Below are 23173 nucleotides of genomic sequence, written 5' to 3'. Positions count from 1 at the left end.
AATAACATAACCAAAATACCAAAATACATGAAAGGAAAATTGACTAAAACTGTGTTTACGATCGCCATGTTTGTGCTGTTCAGCCAGTTTGTGATCGCGCAGGTACGGGTAACAGGGCGAATAACCGACAGTATCACCGGAACTCCCCTGGAAAGTGCGAGTGTAAGGGAGCCTGGGCAGGCAAACGGCGTGGTAACCAATGAGAACGGAGAATATTCCATTCAACTTTCTTCCGCCGAAGCTTTGCTAGAAGTCTCGTTTGTCGGGTATCAAAGCCAGGTAATCCCCCTGAATGGAGAAACCAGCCTTGATATCCTTCTTGTTCCTGATTATATCAACCTGGAAGAAGTGGTCGTGGTCGGTTATGGTGTCCAGAAAAAAAGCGATATATCCGGTTCCATTGTGTCTATTGATGCGGATGACCTGGCGCAGCAATCCTCCACCAGCATCTCCGAGCTTCTTCGCGGCAAGGCATCAGGCGTGTATATTACGCAGGGTAACGCCCGTCCGGGAGGATGGTCAAACATTACCATTCGCGGTACACGGTCGCTGAATGGCGGGAACAGCCCCTTGTTTGTACTTGACGGAGTTCCGGTTTCGGATGTTGATAATGTGAACATCAATGACATTGCCACGATCGAGGTGCTGAAGGACGCGGCGTCAACGGCCATTTACGGCGCCCGGGCGGCCAACGGCGTGGTCCTGGTAACCACCAAACGGGCGAAGGCCAATACGTTCCAGGTGGACGTAAGCACGGTGCAGTCGCTGCATCAGCTTAAGCGTAATTTTGATGTTTACTCGCCGGACGAATGGGCTCAGCTTCGGCGGGAAGCCGTACGCACCAAGAATGGCGGGGAATACCCGACTGATGAACAAGCTTTTCCGGCCGCTATCTTGTCGGCCATAAAAAACAATCAAACAGCGGATTGGGAGAAACTGATGATCCGCGACGCCTGGCAGCGGCACTATAACGCCAGCGTACGTTCAGGTACAGACCGTACCCGCTTGTTGTTTTCAGCGGCAAATATGGACCAGCAGGGACTGGCCAGGGACGCGGGGTATAACAGGACCAATTTTCGCCTGAACCTGGATCACCAGCTCCTGAGCAACCTGACCCTGGGTGGGAACATTGCTTATTCCTATGGCAAGCAAACGTTCGAAGACGGCTCCTGGGATGGATTCTACCGTCATCTGACGGCGCCGCCCTATGCTACGCCCTATGATGAGAACGGCAACCTGAATTATATAATAGGGGAGTCGAACAGCACGAACCCGCTCTGGAATTCGCAGGAATCATCCAATGTTTCCAGGTATAATAATTTACTGGCCAATATGTTTGTCGAGTGGGATATTCTGGAAGACCTGAGTTATAAGTTGAACACAAGCGTAAATAACAACGGTTCCGCCAACAAATTCTACCAGACAAGCCTTCATCAGAACGGTCGGATCTACAATGGGAACGGTTCGGTATCCGAATCGAAAAACACGGACTTTCTGCTGGAAAACATCCTTTCCTATAATAAAGACATGGATATCCATCGCCTGGACGTCACCCTGGTGCAAAGTATCAACAAGATCCGCTACGAATCCATTGGGACTTCAGCGACCGACTTTCCTTCCGATATTTTCGGGGCGGACGGGATAGGAAGCGCGCAGGAAGCGAATATTCCCACGCGCGGAATCTCTGACCGCAAAATATTATCCTTTATGGGCCGCCTGCGATACAGTATGCTGGATAAATACCTTGCTACCTTTACCATGCGGGCGGACGGTTCTTCCGTATTCGGCGCCAATAATAAATTCGGATATTTTCCTTCCGGTTCATTAATGTGGAGGGTATCCCAGGAAGAATTCCTGAAAGAAAGCCTTTGGCTTGATGATTTGAAATTGCGCGTCAGCTACGGAGCGGTAGGCAACCAGGCAATTTCCCCTTATAATTCCCTGGGCGTTACCGTCCTGTATCAGGGTATCCTCATGAATAACGCGGGAACTCCGGCCATTACCTCCGGCTTTCTTCCTTCTTCTTCCTTATACAACCCGGATCTCAAGTGGGAAACTTCCTTATCCTCCAATATAGGACTGGATTTCGGTTTATTGAACAACAGGATTTCCGGGTCCATAGAGTATTATAATACCCGTACGATTGACTTGCTGGTTAATAAGTCCCTGCCCAATATCCTGGGTTATACTTCCCAAACGGTGAACCTTGGCGAAGTCCGGAATTCAGGGGTAGAGGTCATGGTGAACCTGGTACCTCTCATGAAAAATGATTTGCAATGGAACGTGGGCCTGATGTTTTCCAGGAACGTCAACAAACTGGTAAAGATAGACGGAAGGACCGATGAAGAAGGGAAACCCTTGAATGACCTGAGGAACAATTGGTTCATCGGGGAATCCGTTAACTCCTATTTCGATTATAAATTCGCCGGTATCTGGCAGGCTTCTGACCAGGCCTTTATGGACGCACACCCGACATTGAACGCCCAGGCGGGAGATGTTCGTGTGGAAGACCTGAACAATGATGACCTGATCAATGAAGACGATAAAATACTTTACAACAGAGACCCCAAATTCATCGCCTCGCTCAATTCTTCGTTTAAATTCAAGGGTTTTGACCTGTATTGGGATCTTTACTGGGTAAACGGGGTTTACAAACTGAACCACTATCTGTTTGACAGTAATTCAGGCGGCGCCCTGACCGGGCTGACCAATGGCTTAAAGGTGGACTACTGGACACCGGAAAATCCCTCAAACACAGCGCCCCGGCCCAGGGAATCCGGCATGAACAATCCTTACCTGAATGTCACCGGCTATCAGGATGCGTCCTATGTACGTTTACGGAATGTCACCCTGGGCTACACGCTGCCCGCTTCTCTTGCCAGCCAGGCTTTTGTGAAGTCATTGCGGATCTACGCCGGCCTGGAGAATTTCCTTACGTTCACTGATTATCAATCCTATAGCCCCGAATCAAACCCCGGTGACTACCCTGAAGCCCGGGTCGTGCAATTCGGATTAGATATTACCTTTTAATACTGCGTATCATGAAGAAGCTATTCACAATAATTGTCGCCCTGTTCGCACTTACAGCGACAAGCTGCACGGAGCAGCTCATGGAGGAAAGCGAAACCAGCCTGACCTCGGTAGAACTATATTCGACGCCAGCCGGGCTTGAAAAAGCCATGATCGGCTTGTACGTACTCGAGCAGCGCGGGCCACGCGACGGCGCGTGGTGGGATGGAGCGGAGATACTGTCGATCATCGGCGGTACGGATATTACGGTAATGAACGGAGGGCCTGCCAACGGCTATCGGATATACGATAAGATTGAGATGCAGAACGGGGACGGCGTAGCTTCCACCATCTGGAAATACCACTATTCCGTGATTGGCAAGGCCAATGAAATCATCTACTATGGAGAGCAGCTGGCGGAATCAAACCCGGAAGTGAAAAATACCATCGCCCAGGCAAGGTATTTCAGGGCGCACTCTTATTTCTGGCTATTCAAGAAATACGACCGCATCTGGCTGAATACCGAACCTACTACTCCGGAAAACGTAAACCAGCCAAGAGATTACCGTCCCGCGACCCCGGAAGAGATCTATGCCCTGGTGAATTCCGACCTGGATTATGCCATTGAGAACCTGGATAAAGGCATACGCGATCCCGGTAAGGTAACCGAAGCGCTTGCCCGCCATATCAAAGCTAACGTGGCCATGTGGCAGGAAAACTGGTCCGAAGCCATTAAGCAGACCGAAGAGATCTTTAAGCATACCGGCTATGCATTGGTCCCGCTTGATCAATTGTTCTCCGGCGCTAAACTGGATCACAGCGAATCACTCTATATATTGCGAAGCGCCAAGGGCGGATACGATGTCGCCACCAACAGGATGCAGTCGCATTTTATTCCTTGGTACGATAAAGTATGCGGTGAACGGAGTTTCCTGAACGGCGGTTGGGGATGGGGGTGGATGTACCCGAATGCCTATTTGTTCGGCCTGTATGACCAGGAACATGATCAGCGTTACCAGCAATTTTATAAAACCGAATACATTGTTACCAAGGTTGTTCCCGGCATGCCGGCGGGTACAAAAGTTGGCGACGTGGTAAAGGTTACCGAGGAAAATAAAAGCCTTTACTATACTGCTTTCCATCCGACTACCACCAAATTTGTGGATCAATGGACCGTATCCTCACCTGATGATGGCTGGTCTTATAAGGATTTTATGGTCTATCGCCTGGCACAGACCTACCTCTTCGCCGCAGAAGCGTACATGCGGAACGGCGATAATACGAATGCCTTGAAATATTACAATAAAACCTGGACAAGAGCAGGAAATGCTCCCGAAACCGGAACCATCACGGAGCAAATGATCATGGACGAACAGGCCCGTGAACTTGGGCTGGAAGGGCATCGCTGGTTCTTCCTGAAGCGAATCGGCAAGCTGATCAGCCAGGTAAGGCAATATGCAGGCGAAGAAAATCCCTATACGGCGGAAAACTACCTGCTGCCTCGTACAAATATCCAGGAACATAATATCCGCTGGCCCTTGCCTAATTCGGAGCTGAATATTATGGGAAAAGAAAACTTTCCGCAGAATCCCGGTTATAATCCCTGATAAAGAGGAATGCCCTGTCACGAACATTTAATAAAACAACGATGAAATCTATATTACTTCCGGCACTGGCAACACTTTGCCTGGTATTTTCCTGCTCTCCTGAAAAGCCCTCCATTCAGGATAAGTCGCAGATTAGCCTGGATAAACGTACGCTGCAGGACAAGATAAAGGGAGGCTGGGCCGGGCAGACGATCGGCGTCACCTACGGAGGTCACACCGAATTCAAGTTCAACGGTACCATGATACAGGACTATGTGCCGGTGGAGTGGGACAGTACCAGTATAGAATGGTGGTACGATAACATTCCCGGGCTCTACGACGACGTATATATGGACCTGACCTTCGTTCGTGTTTTCGAGGAATACGGCCTGGACGCCCCGGTTGATTCTTTCGCTAATGCTTTTGCCAATGCTTCCTATCCGCTCTGGCATGCCAACCAGGCCGCCCGCTTCAATATTCTTAACGGGATCCGGCCTCCCCAATCGGGCCACTGGATGAATAACCCCCATGCGGATGACATAGATTTCCAGATCGAAGCGGATTTCGCGGGGCTCATGTCGCCGGGAATGGCCAATACCGCCAGTACGATCAGCGACAGCATCGGCCATATTATGAATTACGGGGATGGCTGGTACGGCGGGGTGTATGTGGCGGCCATGTATTCCCTGGCCTTTGTTTCAGATGATGTGAAGTGGGTCGTGACGGAGGCGCTGAAGAGCATCCCGGAAGGAAGTAAATACAGACGCTGCATGGAAAGCGTGATCGCCAGCTATGAAAAATACCCGGACGATTGGAAACAGGCATGGTTTGAAGTGGAACGTAACTGGTCCGAAGATCTGTATTGCCCGGACGGGGTGTTTGTTCCGTTCAATATAGATGCAAGCCTTAATTCGGCCTATATTCTTATTGGTCTTTTATACGGAGAAGGAGATTTTACAAAAACAATGGATATTGCCATGCGCTGCGGGCAGGATTCCGATTGTAACCCTGCTTCGGCGGCGGGAATACTGGGAACGATGATCGGCTACGACAATATCCCGGAAAAGTACCGCAAGGCGCTCCGGCCGGTGGAAGACAGGAACTTTGCATACACGGACGCTTCCCTCAATGACCTGTACAGGATGAGCTATGAGCAGGCGCTGGAGGTGGTTAAAAGAAATGAAGGGAAGCTGAGCGACACGGCTGTGCAGATCAGTTACCAGGCGCCGCGGCCTGTTCGCCTGGAAGCCGGATTTGAAGGGCATTATCCTACCAGGAAAGCCTGGATACGAAAAACCATCGAACAGGTAGGCTCCTTTGATTTTGAAGGAAAGGGGATCATCTTTAAAGGAAGTGTTACCGGGCCGGAAGAGTATGTCGCGCTCGTGGACATGTACATTGACGGAAAACTGGCCGAATCAGTAAAGCTGCCTGCCAACCATAACACCCGGCGGGATGAAATAGGTTTCAAATTTAATCTGCCCCACGGACGGCATACCGTTGTTTTCGAGTGGAAGAATCCTGCTGAGGGCGTAAAGATCCAGGTTACCGAAGCGCTGGTATTTGGAAACGTACCTGTTCAGGACAAACAATATATTCAATGATCTTAAATATCACCGAAAGATCAGGGCTGATCGCTGTTTCCGCCCTGTTATTCTTGGTAACGGCAGGGGCCGTTCCGGCGGCGGCTCCGGCTGCCGCTCCCGCCCAGGCAGTTATTCCTCCTGCTTTGCCAGCCGCTGTCGCCCCGGCAACTGCTCCTCCCGCTCCCCCGGCTGCTCCAGCTCCCGGGAATACAATTATACAAGTGCCGGTGGAAACCATTACAGACAAGATCAGGGGAGGCCTGCTGGGACAGATGCTTGGTAATCTCAACGGCCTTCCTCATGAATTCAAATATTACGATGAACCGGGCAATGTTCAGGACTATACGCCTTCCCTTCCCGAAGGAGCCCGAACGGATGATGATACGGATTTTGAGTGGGTCTATATCATTGAAATGCAAAAAAGCAGGAATGTGTTCCTGTCGCCTGAAGCCATCGCTTCTTTATGGAAAGAAAAGATCAACGACCGGATATGGTGTTCAAACCGGTATGCCCGTTATCTTATGGACCTGGGGATCCAGCCGCCGCTTACCGGGAAGATGGTACTTAACCCCTGGGGCGAATTCAATATTTCCGGCCAGTTCCTGTCAGAAACGTTCGGGCTCATCGTTCCTGCCATGCCACAGACGGCAGCAAAAATTGGCCTGAATTATACCACTGCTGCCATTTCGGGGGAGCCGGCACAAACGACCCAGCTCTTTACCGCGATGATTGCAACAGCTTTTATTGAAGAAGATATCAACAAGGTTCTGGAGGCGGGAATTGCCGCTCTGGATACCGGAAGCGTTATTGCGGATATTATCGGGGACATCCGCCGCTGGCATGCGCAAAATCCAAAGGACTGGAAGGAGACGCGGCGGAGGCTCCGGGAGAAATACAGCGTAGAAGGCGGAAATACAAGAGACAGCAACGGATCCGAACTGAATACAGGCGCTATTATCACGGCTTTGCTTTATGGGAAAGGAGATTTTGCCGAAAGCCTGAAACTGGCCTTTAATTTAGGCTGGGATGCCGACTGCAATGCGGCTACGCTGGGTACGATCCTGGGAGTTACTACCGGTTATCGTAATATGCTGACCGGAAATGGATCCGGAGGATGGTTGATCGTTGACCGCTACAGGAATACCACCAGGGATAACATGCCCGTGAATGAAACCATCACCAGCTTTGCCGACCGTTTGATTGAACTGTTTGAGCTGGTGAACCAGGAGCAGGGCGGGCGGAAAACGGTCAAAAACAATATCCTCGTGTACGAGATCCCGGCTGAGAAGCCGGCGCCTGTTATTCATCTGGCCTCTCCCCGGCGGCAGCAAGAACTGTTAAGCGACGCACAGGAAAAAAAGATACTCAGCGATCTGCTAAAGCAAGACAGAGACGCAAAGGCCCGTGCAGCTTACATGGCTATCAGTCTTGGCATGAATGACTCGCTAAGCAAAAAGCATCCCCGGCAGTGGAAGGAGGCAACGTTTGCTTTAAGCGGCTATTGGAAAGTAATGGACAATATTTTTCATGGAGGGGATTTTAAAGGCCTGGACCGGCTGAAAGCAAAGTTCCTGGCCGCGGGATTTAAAACGCCGCCAAAAAAATACAGCGATAGCGAACTTTACGATGATCCGGAGATTTGGAAAGATCCCAAAAACCTGTATTAAATAAGCTGCAGATCGTTATTTCGGAAAGGGGCCAGGAAATGACTTTCCGGCGATAGCTCGGTGACCAGGTAATGGATTTGGTTCAGGTCGCAGATCTTCAGTCTTTGCGCGGTGTTTAACTTCTCGGAAATGCTCAGCACAGCTACTTTCCGGGCCGCGCGGATAAGCGCCTTCTTTACCTGGACCACTTCCCAGTCCACATCCGTCAGGCCGTCCTGAACTGAAAGGGCATTGGCTCCAAGAAGGCAGAGATCCACTTTTATTTCAGAGAGCTGGTTGAGGACGCTGGAGCCGGTATGCAGGTTGGCGTTCTTGTTGAGTTTCCCCCCAATGGTGATTACCTCTAAATTACTATGAGCAGAAAGGGTAATCGCTACCTGCGGACTGATCGTAAAGACCGTAGCCGGAAGCTTTTCCGGGATCATTTTTGCAAATTCCAGAATAGTCGTGCCTCCTTCCGTGAGGACTACCATGTTCCGCTTAAACAGGGAAAGCGTCTTTGCGGCAATTTGCCGTTTTGCCTGCACCGCATACACCTCGTCCTGTGTCTCAAATGTAGATACAAAGGATTTGCTCATGGCGCCCCCGTGTATTTTTATGATCTTTCCGCTATCGGCGAGATCCTTCAGGTCCCGGCGTACGGTATCGTCGGAAACGTTCAGCAAATTGCAAAGGTCTGCGGATAATACGCGGTTATGCAGATTGATTTCCCGCATAATGGTTTTTTGTCTTTCCTCCTTTAACATGGCATGAAAGTACAAAAAATAAAAAGATTGCAGGAAATTTGGATTTATTGATTTCTGCGTTTAGTTTTGATTTCAAAACCGCATATAAACCGCAGGAAAACCATCCTTCAACACCCTAAACATAAGCAACGATGAAAACAGTACCACGAAGACAGTTCATACGCACAGCGGTAATTGCCGGGGCCGGCCTGGCAGTGAGCCTGCCCTCTGTTGCCCGTTCGGGCGCCGCCGGCCCCAAGCCGGCCCTTCTCGGCGGGCCAAAGGCCCATCCAGGCGAATTTCCCGGATGGCCGGTCTTTGACCAGACGGAGGAAAAGGCTTTGCTGGATGTGCTTGACAGCGGAACATGGGGACGCCTGGGCGGCAGCGTGGTTGCTGCATTTGAGAAGGAATACAGTAAAGTTTTTGGCGTGAATCATTGCCTTGGCGTATCAAGCGGCACAAGCGCTCTTTATACGATACTCGGGGCCATGGACCTGGGTCCGGGGGATGAAGTCGTTATCCCGGTATATACTTTTATCGCCACCTATAACGTGGTGGTGCTGAATTATGCGCTGCCCATCTTTGCTGACACGGATATTGAGAGCTTCCAGGTGGACGCGAATAAAATAGAAGAAGCGATCAGCCCGCAGACCAGGGCCATTATGCCGGTACATATCGGCGGCTCTCCGGCTGATCTGGATACGCTGCTTGCAATTGCAGGTAAAAGAAATATCCCTCTTATTGAAGATGCCTGTCAGGCGCACCTGGCAGAGTGGAAGGGAAAAAAGGTGGGTTCTTACGGTCTGGCGGGAGCGTTTAGCTTTCAGTCGTCCAAGAACCTCAATTCCGCAGAAGGCGGCGCGGTTACCACGAATAGCGAACAGTTCGTCCAGGCCTGTTACCGTTTTCATAACCAGGGGCAGGGCGGGCAAACAGCCGCTTTTAACCCCGGAGAGGGTACACGCGCCAGCAACCTTCGGCTGACCGAATTCCAGGGCGGCCTGCTGCTCGCACAGATGACCCGCACAGAGGAGCAGGCCAGGCGCCGGAATGAGAATGCGTCCTACCTGACGGAACTCCTGAACGAGATCCCCGGTATCATGCCGGCCAAACTTTATGAAGGTACGACCAGGAGCGCCTGGCATCTCTATATGTTCCGTTATGACAAGGAATACTTTGCAGGCCTGAGCCGCGAAAAATTCATTGAAGCGCTGAATGCCGAAGGAGTACCCTGTTCAAGCGGGTATGGGCCCATGAACCGGCAGGATTATGTAACAGGCCTGGCAAAGAATAAACACTATCTCCGGATTTACGGGGAAAAGGTTATGAATCAGTGGCTTGAGCGGAGTCAATGCCCGCAGAATGACAAGCTTACCACTGAGCAGGGCGTCTGGTTTTATCAAACCATGCTCCTGGGGAAAAGAACTGACATGGAGCAAATAGCGGACGCCATTCGCAAGATCCGAGAATATGCCAAAGAGTTGTCGATATGATGAGAATAACAGAGCAGCCGTCGAAGTACAGGCACCTGGAAAAAATGCCGGTGGAAGAGATCACCGCCCATATCAATGCGGAAGATAAAACAGTCGCCTGTGCGATAGAAGCTTCACTGCCGCAGGTCAACCGGCTTATTGATGCGATCGTTTCCAAAATTCAGGCCGGAGGCCGCATGTTTTACCTGGGCGCGGGCAGCGGGGGGCGGTTATCGGTACTGGACGCCATTGAGCTTCCGAACACTTACGGTATAGAAAAAGGGCTGGTTAATGTGGTACTGGCCGGCGGGATTGAAAACCTTTACCTTGCGCCGGAGGAAAAGGAAGACGACACCAGGGAAGGGTGGCGGCAACTCCGGGAAAAAGACATTAATGAAAAGGATATCGTAATAGGCATTTCGGCCAGCGGCACCACGCCCTTCGTGCTTGCCTCGCTGGAGGAATGCCGAAAGCATCACATTACGACCGGCTGCATTGTGAGCAATCCCTCTTCTCCCATTGCCCGGCAGGCGGATTTTCCCGTGGAAGTTATTACAGGTCCTGAATTTATTACCGGGAGTACCCGGATGAAATGCGGTACAGCCCAGAAAATGATCTTCGATATGATCAGTACAACAGTCATGATCCGGCTGGGAAGAGTGGAAGATAACCGGATGGTGAATGTGCTGCTGCTGAATGAAAAGATCACGGACCGCGCAGTGAGGATCCTGATGGAAAAAGGTGAACTAAGCGACTATGAGGAAGCCCGGAAGCTTGTCCTGGCTCATGGAGGGGCGAAAAAGGCATTGGATTACCTTCAAAGCAGTTTAAATGGTTGAATACCGCGCTTCCATGAGATACGGAAAAGTTTTCCTTTTACTCTTTTCAGCTGTTTGCGGCTTTAATAGCTTGCAGGCACAGCAAAGTTACCGGATAGGTACGTCCACGGTAAGTATAGAGCCGGACAGCACGGTCTTTTCGCTTGCTCTTGCGGGCTACGGCGCCCCGCGCGAAGGGCGTTTCAGTATCACCTGGGAGCCGGCGGCTGAATCGCCCGGAGCGGTAGCTCTGGCCGGCCGGATGAAAAAAACAGCGGTAACGGAAAAATCCCTGCCCGGGCTTCCGGCAGGTGTGCTAAGCACTGCGGATCATCAGGGAATGCGCTACGCGCTTTGCGGGGATAATACGCTCTGGCAGCGGAAACTGAACACTGCGGCGGGTACCTGGCTTAAAATAGGCTGGCGTAACGGGTTTACCTATACTATTGACGTGAAACGTATAGCCGTAATGGGAAACAGGCTTTATGCCCTTGCGGGCGACGGTAAGCTTTACAGGGCGGAGCATAGTTCGGACGGCAATCTTTCGGTGACAGCGCTTGCTGTGAAAAAGGGCGGTGAAACGGCAGTGATCGTGAGCGCGGACCTTTGCGGTATCGATTATTCCCTGGCTGCCGGGGTGAAGGAAGCGATCTTCCGCCGGAGAGGAATTCCGCCCGCAGCTGTACTGATCAATAGCTCCCACACCCATTTTGCGCCTTCCATGCAAAAATACCCGGCTTTTGGGCACGGGCAGCTTCCCGACAGCGCCTACCTGAACAATATCGTTAAAAAAGGACTTATCGAAAGTATTGAAAAAGCATTGGACGACCTGTCATCAGCTGCTTTGTACTTTGGAAGGGGCACAACTAACATTGGTCATAACAGGACCTCTCCTGATCGCGAAACGCCTTATGACCAGAGCCTGGACATTCTGAAAATAGTAAGGAAAAGAAAAACCGAAGGCCTCTTGTTTTTAACCGGATGCCACCCTGTTTTCAGGAATGCCGGAAAAGAAAGCTACACCATCTCCGCAAATTATCCCGGGGTTGCCCGGCAGGTTCTGAAAGCGGAAACCGGCGTGGAAAACCCCTTGTTTATCCAGGGGTGCGCCGGGGATATCAATCCCAGGAGCGATGACCATTCTGTTACGGGAAGGGAGCTGGCAGGCGATGTGCTGGATATACTGAATGGGGAAATGCAAGACCTCCGCGGCGCCATTTCCTATTCCCTCGATACCATTTTATTTCCCGTAACACCCTGGCCGGAGGAAAAGATCCGCCAGTTCCGGAAAGAGAACGAAGGTAAAGAGGGGGATCTGACTGCAGAACGGAATTTGCGGTGGGCCGATCTCATGCTTGGCTACTACAGGGAAGGTTCGATGCCGGAAAATTTACCGGTGTATGTACAAACGATCAATATCGGCAACTGGAAGCTGGTAGGGCTTTCAAGAGAAGTTGTGACCGGGTACGGGCCGGCTATCAGGGCCATATGGCCGGATAAAATGGTGAGCGTGGCCGGTTATTGCAACGACGTTTCCAGTTACCTTCCCCAGGACTGGCATATTCGTTCGCATACTTATGAAGGGGACGGGTCCTTTTTCTGGTACGGGCAGCCCGCGATCTTTCCGTTAAACGTCCTGGATACCATTGTTTCCCGGATAAAAGCCCTCGACAAATGAATCAGAGCGGAGTTCTATTTGAACTTTTTTGCGCAGGGAGGGGTAAAAAGCCCGCCCTGGGGCAAAGGAATTAGTAACGCCGTATTAATCCCCCAATACTTCGGCCAGCTTGTCTTCCAGGGCTTTTCCACGAAGGTTGGCCGCAATAATGATCCCGTTTTCGTCGATGAGTACCGTGTGCGGAATGGCGCTTACCGCATAAGGTTTGATCAGTTCTGAATCCCATTCCTTGAGGTCGGAAACATGGGACCATTCCAGGCCGTCGGCAGCAATGGCTTGTTTCCAGCTGGCAGCGTCCTTGTCCAGGGAAACCCCAAGAATGTTAAAGCCTTTCGCATGATATTTCTCATACAACCTGACCACGTTGGGATTCTCCCGCCGGCAGGGCCCGCACCAGGAGGCCCAGAAATCGATAAGGGTGATTTTTCCTTTCATGCCGGAAAGGGAAATTTCTTCGCCCTCAGGCGTTTTCCCGGTAATTTCAGGCGCTTTTTTCCCAACCGCGGTAGGCGCGAGTTCATCCAGCCGGGCTTTCAGCACCTTGCCCAGCATGCTGTTCTGAACTTCCGGCGGAAACTTTTCGAAAGCAGGCAGAAAGGCATTGGGATCGGGCCGGTGGAAGGTGGAAAGGATAATATAGGGTGTGGCAAAAGTGGCCGGCTGCGTCCTGATATATTCGGTAAGCCTGTCTTCGTAATCCTGCCGGGCGGCCTCCCGGTCTGCAATAAGTGAGGTTGCCTGTTCCAGCAGGTCCTCGCCCCGGGCGGTATCGTTGCTGCTTGCCGCTTCCCGGTAAGCTTGTGAGATCGCTCCCAGCTTTTGCTGTATTTCGGTCAGGCGAGGGGAAAGGGTGGCCATCTTTTCCAGCTGTTCATGGCTTTTTGAGCCCGTAATTTCGGTATCGGGAAGTTTTCCCGTAATGGTCATCTCCGTATTTTCCATAAATAAGCGGATTCCTTCCGCCGGACCTGTAGATAAAAGGCAGAGGGCCGGCTCTTCTAAACGGCCTTTCAGCTCAAAGCTGTTTCCGTTTACCGCCGACCGTGCAAGAGTATCGGTGCCGGTTTCTGTGCGTAAAAGAAGATATACTTCATTGTTTTGGATACCCTCCAATTCTCCGCGCAGGGTAAATTCCTGTTCCTGAGCGCTTGCCCCAAAAAAACATAGCGCTGATCCAATCACTAAAAGCTGTTTTCTCATGACTTCAAATCTAACCAGAATAATGCCGGAATATTGTAAAAAAAATACTAAACTTGCAATGTTATGGCTGAAGTGCATCAAACTAATGTAAGGGTGAATCAAGCCCTCCGTTCAAGGTTGCCGGAGGTTGATTTTGCGAAAGTTTCCTTTGGGACAGTATTTACTGATCATATGTTCCAGGCGGATTTTGTCCGCGGTTCCTGGACTGATCTGCAGCTGCTGCCTTACGGCCCCGTACAGTTTGAACCCGCCCTGATGGCGCTTCATTACGGCCAGGCTATTTTCGAAGGAATGAAAGCCTTCCGTACCGTGGACAATGAAGTAGTGCTTTTCCGTCCAAGGGCAAATTTTGAGCGCTTTAATATTTCCGCGGAGCGCATGTGCATGCCGGTAACTACCGAAGAAGTATTTATGGATGGCCTTATGCGCCTGGTTGACATGGATCGCGAATGGATCCCTTCCCTTGATAATTATTCCCTGTACATCAGGCCGTTTATGTACGCCACCGACCAGTTCCTTGGCGTACGTCCTTCGGATACTTACCGGTTTTCCATCATTTGCAGCCCCGCCGGCGCTTATTACAGCAAGCCGCTCAGGGTGAAAATTGAAAGTCATTTTACCCGGTCCGCCAGGGGAGGCATTGGTTATGCAAAGGCCGCAGCCAATTATGGCTTATCCCTGCTGCCTACCAAGCTGGCTCAAAAAGAAGGCTTTGACCAGATCATCTGGACCGACGCGGCAAATCATGAGTTCGTTGAAGAAGCAGGTACCGCAAATTTCATGTTCGTGATCAACGATGCGCTGGTTACGCCTCCTGTAAAAGATACCATTCTGAAAGGCATTACCCGTGATAGCGTGGTTACGCTTGCCCGCAGCTGGGGAATGGACGTACAGGAGCGGGAAGTATCGGTAAGCGAACTGGTAGAAGCGATGCACTCCGGCCGCCTGCAGGAGGCTTTCGCAGTAGGAACTGCCGCTACTGTCACCCACATCAGCGAAATAGGACACGAAGGCAAAGTGTATACGCTGCCGGCGGTTGAAAAACGGGAAGTAGCTCCTAAGCTTTTGAAGACCCTGAACAATATCCGCTGCGGCAAAGCTGAAGATGAATTTGGCTGGTTAGTACGCGTGTAAGACCGCGGGCGTCCCCGATTTATTGATCCGCCTGCCGTTCGGCTTTGCGCCCGGCCCTTCTTTCCTGGCGCGCTCCTTTTCTTTCTTCACGGCGCTCCTTGCGCTCCTTAAACTTTTCGGCCATTCCGCGAAGCTGGGATTCCTTTTCGGCGCTTATACCAACACTTGATTTAAAGCCGGTGAGCAATGATTTCCACAGGTAATTGAAAATGGATTTGTTTTTCAGGCGCGTAAAGGAAATGACGCCTGTGCGAAGCGGCCCTTCCGGCGGCGGGTTATTGCTGTAAAGCAGCAGCATATTGGTGAGGGCGGAGGCGATCTTCATATTGCTTTCCGAGTCTTCCTTTCCGAGCAGTTCTACGTTCAGGTTGTTGTAATAGAACTTCATGGAGCCGGCGGAACGGGTACTGTCTCCATGAAGAGTAAAGAGCAGTTTCTGCAGCGTCCCTCTTTTTATCTTTAACCGGGCCGCCGCCTCCAGCATGGGGTTGATCGCTTCCATAGGCATCCGGCCGAGCGATCCGTTCACGGTAAAATAGCCGTCATCCCGGTCCATGTAAAAATCGAATTTCACATTCAGCGAACCTACGTCCATAAGGGAGGTTTCTATATTCGCATGAATGACGGAATCCGCTGCGATCCTTTCCGGTATATTACTGATATTGGTTATTATACCGTTAAGGTTTCTGAACGTTACTTGCCCCGTTTCGCTGTTGCCTGCCAGGCGTTCCCGGTATACGGCCGAACTGTTTTTAATCACAAGCTTTCTTATATCCAGGGTAATGCCCGCGTTTTTCAGTGCCAGGTGCGGTAGTGTCTGGTATGGCCGGTCATCCATCCTGAAATTATAGAGAAAATCCACCAGGACCGCATCCTCAATCAGGATCTCCCCCGCCTTCAGTTCTTCATTCCTCAGGAAGCTCCGTATGTCAAAGTCACGGGCTGTAATAAGGCCGGTTTTTAATTCCAGGCGGTCCGTTTCCTTATCCTGGATCTTGTGAAATTCCATCTCGCCATGGCGGGGCTCCAGCCAAAGGGAGTCAATGCTTAAACGAGATTCCCGGCTTGAAAGCCTGACCGTACCCAGGTGCAAATTATACAGGCTGTCGGGGAGGCGGAATTTAAAGTCCTTGATGCTTAGCCGGAGATCTTCCGAATAAAAGGAGCCGGAGGTATCGCTCCGGCTCATGGAATCAATATAAAGGCCGTCGGTTTCCAGAAAAAACTTGTTAAAGTGCAGCGAGAGGCCGTTCCGTATGCCTTCTTTTTTATACCTTAACTTCCCGTCCGATATCCGGACCCGGTCAACCCGGAGGGAAGCCAGTACAGGAGCGATCATGCCGTAGGGATCAAACTCGAAGGGTTTAGCCAGCGTATCCTCAGGCAAGACATGCTTCAGAACACCGATGTCGGGTTTTTCGATGCTTATCAGATCAACAGCAAGTTTCTTGCTTCGCCATAATTTAAAAAGATGGACACCCCTGATCTTCAGATGTTCCGAATGAAGGTCGAAAAGCAACGGAGGCCCTGCGCCCCGGCTGCGAAGCGAAGCGTACAGGGCGGTATCGGGCCGGAGGTACACCTCGGAAATGTCGGCGCTCCCCCTGATAAGGTTCATCCGGATCTTGTCAAAGTCAAGGGTGTATAAGCTATCGCTTGCCTTGTACACCGTTTCTTTCAGATACGCGACAAGCCGGGGTTTCGCGAAATGAATGATGATGGAATTGACTATAATTAAAAGCAGGAACAGAGAAAGGACGACAACTGCGGACAGCGTCATGATCTTTTTTGATTTACGCGTTAACCTCATGTGGTATTAATATACGCAAAAAACATTCCGTTAAACCTGTACAATTTTTTATTTTTGAAAAATAAGCGGTTATATTTGGGATATAAGCGAGAGTAGCTCAGTTGGTAGAGCATCAGCTTCCCAAGCTGAGGGTCGCGGGTTCGAGCCCCGTTTCTCGCTCTTTACTTCCTGTTTCTTTAAAAGTGCGTTCACAAAACCACTCCTGAACTCTTATTTCATAACATCGCCTGGAACACAAAGAGCTTCAGTCTGACAACTTGTAAAGGCCGGTATTCCCTTTTTCCAGTAAAGGCATTAATTTTTCAACCAGTTCCGGGTGTTCAGCTGCAATGTTGTGGTTTTCATATGGATCTGTACGATGATCGTAAAGTTCGATGACCGGTTTCTCGTTTCTGAAGTACCTGCTAAGGCGGTACCGGGGCGTACGCATCGTAATTCCCCTCCTGAAATAGCTGTAAGCGACATTATCCCACTTTTTGTTTCGGGGTTTCTCTAACAAGCGGGCGAAACTCCGGCCGTCGGTTCCGGCCGGCGGGTTTAATCCGCAGAGTTCTGTCAGGGTAGGATATATATCTATGGAACTGATAATCTCGTCGCGGGCCGCCCCGGTTTGCCGTTCCGGCGTTTTTATGATCAGCGGGCTCCTTAAGGCCCATTCGAAAATCGTGTGTTTCCCCCAAACCCGGTCATCGCCAAGGTGCCAGCCGTGGTCCCCCATACCACGATAATCGTATTTTTATCCAGGTCCAGCTCGTGTAAGCGATCAAGTACCCTGCCTATCTGCGCATCCACATAGCTCACGCTGGCGAAATAAGCATGCTTCAGTTTGCGGGCATACCCGTCTGAGAGAGGCTGGGATAAGGAAGCCCTTTCTTCGCCCAGCTGGTATTGGTTAAACTCCGCGCTTCCATGCAGGCTTTCCATGTTTACATTTTCGGGAATTCCCGGAGAGGGTGTGAGCGGAATATTAGCTTCTTCATACAAGTCCCAGTATTTTTGCGGTGCGTTAAAGGGAAGATGCGGCTTAAAAAATCCTATGCCCAGAAAAAAGGGTTGTTTCTTTCCGGCCAGTTCCTGTAGTTTTTCTATGGCCAGGCTGGCGGTAAGCCCGTCCGGATAGCCCAGGTCATTGACCGCTCCCTTTTCGTAAGGCTTCACCTGCTTTTTGCGATCATTCCTGTTCGAGCCGTCCGCATAGCCAAAAAAAGCATTCCAGCCGGTGCCCCATTTGCCTGCGTCAAGCAGCATCTCATCCCAGCTTGCCGGCAACTCCAGTTCATTCCCTTTTGGCTCCGTATAACCATAAATATAGCCGTCAGGCGAATGGCTGATCTTACCGATCCCCACGGTATAATACCCGTTCCGGCGAAACTGCTCCACCATTGATTCCGGCCGGACTGTGTCCGCGCTGTCTTCTCTCCTGATCTCGAAGATCGCATTGGAGAGGTCCTGCTGCGAACGCGGCAGGCGTCCTGTCAGCAGGCTGAACCGTGAAGGCCCGCAGGTGGGAACAGTCACAAACTGGTTCCGGAACACTACGGCGCGGGAAGCCAGCAGGTCCAGATTAGGGGAATGGATCAGGTCATTTCCGTAACAACCCAGGTCCGGCCGGAGGTCATCGACGGCAATAAATAAAATGTTCGGCCGGGATTTTTGCTGCTGTCCGTAGGAACTAGCCGGGAAGCAGCAGGAAACAAGGAAAAAAAGCAAAAACCGGTGCATAATGATCAGAATTTTACCAAATGTACCGTTTTAACGGCAATGCCGGCTCCGCGCTGGCTCAACTGTCAATTTGTCATTTTAAATTTTTAACTTTGTAGCCCCGCAAAATAAATTGCCATGTTTGAAACCGCAGTAAGGAAAGAAATAGATGAGAACCGGCAGGGCGAGGCCCTGATAATAGAAAAGGAGGGTCGGAAACCAGCCGCCGGACGCCTTCTTTATATTGAGAGTTACGGCTGCCAGATGAACTTTTCCGACTCGGAAATCGTCGCGTCCATTATGATGGATATGGGCTTTACGACCACGGGTAATTATAAAGAAGCGGATGTGATCTTTATTAATACCTGTTCTATTCGTGAAAATGCGGAGCAGCGGGTTCGGAACAGGCTGAAGGAATTCGGGGCGAGTAAACTTCGCAAGCCGGGAATGGTGATCGGCGTACTGGGCTGTATGGCCGAGCGCCTGAAAGCGAAGTTCCTGGAAGAAGAGCAGCTCGTGGACGTTGTAGTGGGGCCGGATGCCTACCGTGACCTGCCCAATCTTATCGGCAGACTGGACGAAGGAGAAAAAGCGGTGAACGTACTGCTGTCTCGGGAGGAAACGTATGCGGATGTGGCGCCTGTACGTTTAGGAGGAAACGGGGTTTCTGCCTTCGTGTCCATTATGAGGGGCTGCGATAATATGTGTTCCTTCTGCGTAGTACCATTTACACGGGGGCGGGAGCGAAGCCGCGACCCGCATTCCATCCGAAGGGAAGTGGAAGGCTTGCTTGAGAACGGCTACCGCGAAGTGACCCTGCTGGGTCAGAACGTGGATTCCTATAAATGGGCAAGCGAAACCGGTGCAGAGGCGATGAATTTTGCCGGCCTGCTGGAATACGTGGCGGAAGTAAGCCCTTTGATGAGGGTTCGTTTTTCCACATCCCATCCTAAGGATATGAGCGATGAGGTACTGGAGGTAATGAGCAGGCATGAAAACATTTGCAAATACATTCATCTCCCGGTGCAGTCAGGCAACAGCGCGGTACTGGATCGTATGAACCGCACCTATGACCGAGCCTGGTATATGAACCGGGTGGAAGCTATCCGGCGCATCATTCCCGGATGCGCGGTATCCACCGATATTATCTGCGGTTTTTGTTCGGAAACCGAAGAGGAGCATCAGGATACGCTTTCCATGATGGATCACGTAAAATATGATTTTGCCTATATGTTCAAGTATTCGGAGCGGCCGGGAACCCTGGCGGCCCGTAAGTACGAAGACAATGTGCCGGAAGAGGTAAAATCGCGCCGCCTGAAGGAAGTGATTGAAAAGCAGCAGCAGCATTCCCGGCTCCGGATGGAACAGCAGCTGGGTAAAGTGCAGAAAGTACTTGTGGAAGGGCCTTCAAAAAAGTCCGATCAGGACCTCTGCGGCCGGAATGACCAGAATGCGATGGTCGTGTTTCCCCGCGAGGAAGGAATACGGCCCGGCGATTATGTTCATGTCCTGGCGGAACGCTGTACGAATGCTACCTTAATCGGAAAGTTAGTGCAATAATGGACGTGCAGGATATTAAAAACAGGTTTGGGATCATTGGGAATTCTCCCTTGCTGAACCGGGCCATCGAGGTGGCAAGGCAAGTTTCTCCAACGGATATCTCCGTCCTTATTACCGGCGAAAGCGGCAGCGGCAAGGAAGCCTTTTCGCATATTATTCATCAGCTCAGCCACCGTAAGCATGGACCGTTCATTGCAGTGAACTGCGGGGCCATTCCCGAAGGCACGGTCGATTCCGAGCTGTTCGGTCATGTAAAGGGTTCTTTCACGAATGCTACCGAAGACCGGAAGGGGTATTTTGAAGTAGTGAACGGGGGAACTATTTTTATGGATGAAGTTGCCGAATTGCCACCCTCCACCCAGGCCCGGCTGCTTAGGGTGCTGGAAAGCGGGGAATACATCCGGGTCGGTTCTTCCAAGGTCTTTAAAACCGATGTGAGGGTGGTGGCCGCTACCAATAAGGACGTAATGGAAAACGTGCAGCGGGGAAAGTTCCGTGAGGATTTATACTACCGCCTTAATACGGTGCCGCTGCATATTCCGGCTTTAAGAGAACGTAAGGAGGATATTTACCTGTTATTCCGGAAGTTCATCGTGGATTTCAGCGAAAAGTACCGGACTCCTCATATTCAATTGAATGAAGAGGCGCGCCGGATGCTCGAAAACTATAGCTGGCCGGGAAATGTACGCCAGCTTAAAAATATTTCGGAACAGATTGCCGTTCTTGAAAGGGAACGGGAAATCGGGCCGGAAACTCTGGCACGCTACCTTCCGAGGGAGCAGCAAAATTTACCAATGAGGCTGGAGCGGCCGGAGGCGGAACGCGAGTTTTCTGAACGGGACTTGCTTTACAAGGTGCTTTTCGATATGAAAAAGGATCTCGTGGATTTGAAGAAGCTGGTATTCAACATTATCCAGCATCCGAACGATCTGCGGCAGGCAACGGCTTCAGACCCCAGCCTGGTCAGCAGGCTTTATCATGACCCGGATATCAAGGAAGAAGAAAAGGATTTTGATTTTCACGCTCCTTACCTGAATAATCCGAAGGTACTCGAAAGTGATGAGTCCTTCAACGATGCGGAGGAAGTGGAAGAATCGCTTTCGCTGGAAGACCAGGAAGCTGACCTGATCCGGAAAGCATTGCGAAAGCATGGCGGCAAGCGTAAAAGCGCCGCATTCGAACTGGGAATTTCGGAGCGTACATTGTACAGGAAAATTAAAGAACTGAACTTATAAAAGGTATTATGACGCGAGTATCAAGGCGCCGAAACCCGGCGCGCTCCGTGGGATTTGCGTTGCCCGGACTCGCTCAGGCGATTCTTGCGGCACGGCCGCAAGAATCAACATCGCTCGCTGCGGGCAACGCAAACCGCTACTGGCCATCCCGCTTAAACGCTGGTTGGCCAGTGGCACTGATACCTGAAATTAACGACATAAGTAAACTTCCGATACGCAAAAAATGAAATTTATAAAAAATACTTGTTTGCTACTGCTGCCGCTGTTCTTTATGTACGGCTGTTATTCCTTCAGCGGAGCTTCCATTTCTCCGGATATGAAGACGTGTTCGGTACTGCTTTTTCAAAGCCGGGCGCCTCTTGCACCTCCGTCCCTGAGTTCCCAGCTGACGGAAGCCCTGAAACAAAAGATCATTAACCAGACTGCCCTCAGTCTTAGCAACGGAGGCGGAGATGCTGTCTTTGAAGGGACGGTTACGGGATTTACAGTGCAGCCTGTGGCCCTTACCGGCGGGGAAACTGCCGAATTGAACCGGCTTAATGTTTCCATTTCCGTAAAATATACGAACGCGCTTGACCCTAAACAGAGTTTTGAGTCCAGCTTTACCAGGTACAGGGATTTCCCTGCCGGCCAGAATCTGCAGACCGTACAGAACGGGCTTATCGAAGAGATCATGCCGGAACTGGTGGACGATATTTTTAACCGGGCATTTGTAAATTGGTGATTGGAATGAACAGGCAGGAGATACAAAACTATCTTTCCCATCCCGCCGCCCTGGACGGAAAATCCGGTGCGGAATTAAAGGAAATGATCGGGAACTATCCCTATTGTTCATTGTTGTACCTGCTCCTGGCCCGCGCGCATAAGAACGAGGGAAGCACCGGCCTGCAGGACGTTATCGAAAAAGCTGCTGCTTATTCGCCTGACCGGGAAGGCTTATACCTGTTCCTGAATAGCCCCGGCGCCGCTGCGCCCCCGGATGAAGCGACAAGCCCGGCAGAAACGCGGCCTTCCGCCGAAACCCGGCCCTTAACCGAAGCTCAGTCTTCCGCCGACGCCCCGCCCTTAACCGAAGCCGCTGCTCCCGGAATGGAGGCTGTATCCTCACAGGTCGAAACCCCGGAGCCGGAAGGCGTAAGCGTGTCAGCGGAAACCCTGCCCCCCGGCGAAACCGGAGCCCGGGAAAGTGAAACGATATTGCCGGAGGAGGATAATGCAGCCGTTTCCGCGGAAGCTGACAGCCCTGAGGAAATACGCGATCCGGAAACTGCGATGCCCCCGGCAGAAACTACTGTTCCATCTATCGAAGGCATGGCATCCGCGGCGGAAACCCCAGACCCTTCTGTCGAAGGCGCGGCATCCGCGGCGAAAACCCCTGACCTTGAACCGGAAACATCTGCGGCGGAAGCTACCGGCCTTGAAGCGGAAGCTGAATCGTCTGCCGCAAAAGCCGGAACTGAAGCGGAAAACGCGCCTTCCGGCGCCAGCCTGGAAAAGAAGGAAGCCGGCCCGAGGGGCATTGCCCTGAATATCGACGACCAGTTGCCGCGGACATTTACCTTCTGGCTCAGGCGCATCAGGCAGGTGACCGGCGAAGGAGATCCCGGTCGTTCCGTAGTCCTTTCTGACCCGCTTGAGAAGAATTACTACAGGGAATTGATTACCCGGAACACGGAAAAGCAATATCTTGATACAGTGAAGGTTGAATTTGACCTGGAAAAGAAAGAAGACCGGATCATTGCGAAATTTATTGAAGAAGATCCGCAGGTGATCAAGTCTGCAATGAGCATTCAGACCAGGGAGCAGCCGGCTGACCTGGCCGGCGGGCAGGAAGAGGATGACGAAGTGATCTCCGAGACCCTGGCAAAGATTTATATCGATCAGGAACTCACTGGCAAAGCCATCCGCATGTACGAGAAATTAAGTTTGAAATTCCCGGAAAAAAGCGCGTACTTTGCTGGCCTTATTGAGAAATTGAAAAAATGAATT

Annotated in this window: 17 protein-coding genes and 1 tRNA gene; 13 read left to right on the top strand and 5 right to left on the bottom strand. The window is 51.2% G+C overall.

Annotated elements, in window-relative coordinates; all coding sequences use genetic code 11:
• Nucleotides 1–27 precede the first annotated feature (27 nt).
• The 4 genes from FRZ59_RS02480 to FRZ59_RS02465 are packed head-to-tail and all read left to right on the top strand — an operon-like array spanning nt 28 to nt 7848.
• Nucleotides 28–3030, top strand: a complete 3003-nt coding sequence (locus tag FRZ59_RS02480) for a SusC/RagA family TonB-linked outer membrane protein (RefSeq protein WP_132127450.1) — start codon at nt 28–30, stop codon at nt 3028–3030.
• 11 nt (nt 3031–3041) lie between these two features.
• Nucleotides 3042–4616 carry a RagB/SusD family nutrient uptake outer membrane protein gene (locus FRZ59_RS02475; protein ID WP_132127451.1) on the top strand — a complete coding sequence of 525 codons (1575 nt, stop codon included), beginning with the start codon at nt 3042–3044 and terminating at the stop codon, nt 4614–4616.
• Nucleotides 4617–4657: 41 nt separating this feature from the next.
• Nucleotides 4658–6199 (top strand): ADP-ribosylglycohydrolase family protein, encoded by a 1542-nt coding sequence (locus FRZ59_RS02470; RefSeq protein ID WP_132127452.1) that lies wholly within the window; start codon nt 4658–4660, stop codon nt 6197–6199.
• The gene (locus FRZ59_RS02465; RefSeq protein WP_132127453.1) at nt 6196–7848 is read left to right on the top strand and encodes an ADP-ribosylglycohydrolase family protein; all 1653 of its coding nucleotides are present in this window, start codon (nt 6196–6198) and stop codon (nt 7846–7848) included. The genes FRZ59_RS02470 and FRZ59_RS02465 overlap by 4 nt, the downstream gene beginning before the upstream one ends.
• Here FRZ59_RS02465 and FRZ59_RS02460 read toward each other — a convergent pair.
• Nucleotides 7845–8594 carry a DeoR/GlpR family DNA-binding transcription regulator gene (locus FRZ59_RS02460; protein ID WP_132127454.1) on the bottom strand — a complete coding sequence of 250 codons (750 nt, stop codon included), beginning with the start codon at nt 8592–8594 and terminating at the stop codon, nt 7845–7847. The genes FRZ59_RS02465 and FRZ59_RS02460 overlap by 4 nt on opposite strands.
• 131 nt (nt 8595–8725) lie before the next feature.
• On the opposite strand from FRZ59_RS02460, the gene FRZ59_RS02455 reads away from it, so the two are divergent.
• The 3 genes from FRZ59_RS02455 to FRZ59_RS02445 are packed head-to-tail and all read left to right on the top strand — an operon-like array spanning nt 8726 to nt 12544.
• Complete coding sequence (locus FRZ59_RS02455; protein WP_132127455.1) at nt 8726–10069, top strand: DegT/DnrJ/EryC1/StrS family aminotransferase; 1344 nt, start codon at nt 8726–8728, stop codon at nt 10067–10069.
• Nucleotides 10066–10887: an N-acetylmuramic acid 6-phosphate etherase gene (locus FRZ59_RS02450; protein WP_132127456.1), complete on the top strand. Its 822-nt coding sequence runs from the start codon at nt 10066–10068 to the stop codon at nt 10885–10887. The genes FRZ59_RS02455 and FRZ59_RS02450 overlap by 4 nt, the downstream gene beginning before the upstream one ends.
• Nucleotides 10880–12544, top strand: a complete 1665-nt coding sequence (locus FRZ59_RS02445) for a hypothetical protein (RefSeq protein ID WP_147698214.1) — start codon at nt 10880–10882, stop codon at nt 12542–12544. Before FRZ59_RS02450 ends, FRZ59_RS02445 begins: the two co-directional genes overlap by 8 nt.
• An 84-nt stretch (nt 12545–12628) precedes the next feature.
• Here FRZ59_RS02445 and FRZ59_RS02440 read toward each other — a convergent pair whose 3' ends face one another.
• A complete protein-coding gene (locus FRZ59_RS02440; RefSeq protein WP_158640504.1) occupies nt 12629–13744 on the bottom strand; it encodes a TlpA disulfide reductase family protein in 1116 nt (371 codons plus the stop codon).
• Between the two features lie 63 nt (nt 13745–13807).
• On the opposite strand from FRZ59_RS02440, the gene FRZ59_RS02435 reads away from it, so the two are divergent.
• Entirely contained in the window at nt 13808–14878 is a 1071-nt protein-coding gene (locus FRZ59_RS02435) for a branched-chain amino acid aminotransferase (RefSeq protein ID WP_132127459.1), read from the top strand.
• Nucleotides 14879–14897: 19 nt separating this feature from the next.
• Here FRZ59_RS02435 and FRZ59_RS02430 read toward each other — a convergent pair whose 3' ends face one another.
• Nucleotides 14898–16688, bottom strand: coding sequence for a DUF748 domain-containing protein (locus FRZ59_RS02430; protein WP_132127460.1), 1791 nt, complete (start codon nt 16686–16688; stop codon nt 14898–14900).
• Nucleotides 16689–16774: 86 nt separating this feature from the next.
• Between FRZ59_RS02430 and FRZ59_RS02425 the strand changes: the two genes are divergently transcribed.
• Nucleotides 16775–16847, top strand: a tRNA-Gly gene (locus tag FRZ59_RS02425).
• An 85-nt stretch (nt 16848–16932) separates the two neighbouring features.
• Here the strand turns inward: FRZ59_RS02425 and FRZ59_RS18730 are convergent.
• Nucleotides 16933–17406, bottom strand: a complete 474-nt coding sequence (locus FRZ59_RS18730) for a sulfatase/phosphatase domain-containing protein (protein ID WP_225975153.1) — start codon at nt 17404–17406, stop codon at nt 16933–16935.
• Nucleotides 17334–18410, bottom strand: a complete 1077-nt coding sequence (locus FRZ59_RS02420) for a sulfatase-like hydrolase/transferase (protein WP_225975152.1) — start codon at nt 18408–18410, stop codon at nt 17334–17336. Before FRZ59_RS02420 ends, FRZ59_RS18730 begins: the two co-directional genes overlap by 73 nt.
• Before the next feature lie 117 nt (nt 18411–18527).
• On the opposite strand from FRZ59_RS02420, the gene miaB reads away from it, so the two are divergent.
• The 4 genes from miaB to FRZ59_RS02400 all read left to right on the top strand — a co-directional run bounded on the left by miaB (nt 18528) and on the right by FRZ59_RS02400 (nt 23170).
• Entirely contained in the window at nt 18528–19949 is a 1422-nt protein-coding gene (gene miaB, locus FRZ59_RS02415) for a tRNA (N6-isopentenyl adenosine(37)-C2)-methylthiotransferase MiaB (RefSeq protein ID WP_132127462.1), read from the top strand.
• Nucleotides 19949–21184, top strand: coding sequence for a sigma-54 interaction domain-containing protein (locus tag FRZ59_RS02410; RefSeq protein ID WP_132127463.1), 1236 nt, complete (start codon nt 19949–19951; stop codon nt 21182–21184). The genes miaB and FRZ59_RS02410 overlap by 1 nt, the downstream gene beginning before the upstream one ends.
• 223 nt (nt 21185–21407) lie before the next feature.
• Nucleotides 21408–21908: an LPS assembly lipoprotein LptE gene (gene lptE / locus FRZ59_RS02405; RefSeq protein WP_132127464.1), complete on the top strand. Its 501-nt coding sequence runs from the start codon at nt 21408–21410 to the stop codon at nt 21906–21908.
• A gap of 5 nt (nt 21909–21913) precedes the next feature.
• On the top strand, nt 21914–23170 hold the full coding sequence (locus tag FRZ59_RS02400) for a DUF8458 domain-containing protein (protein WP_132127465.1): 1257 nt from the start codon (nt 21914–21916) through the stop codon (nt 23168–23170).
• Nucleotides 23171–23173: the final 3 nt, after the last annotated feature.

It is taken from the genome of Anseongella ginsenosidimutans (assembly GCF_008033235.1).
Classification (GTDB): domain Bacteria; phylum Bacteroidota; class Bacteroidia; order Sphingobacteriales; family Sphingobacteriaceae; genus Anseongella; species Anseongella ginsenosidimutans.
This window is presented reverse-complemented; position numbering and strand designations above follow the sequence as displayed.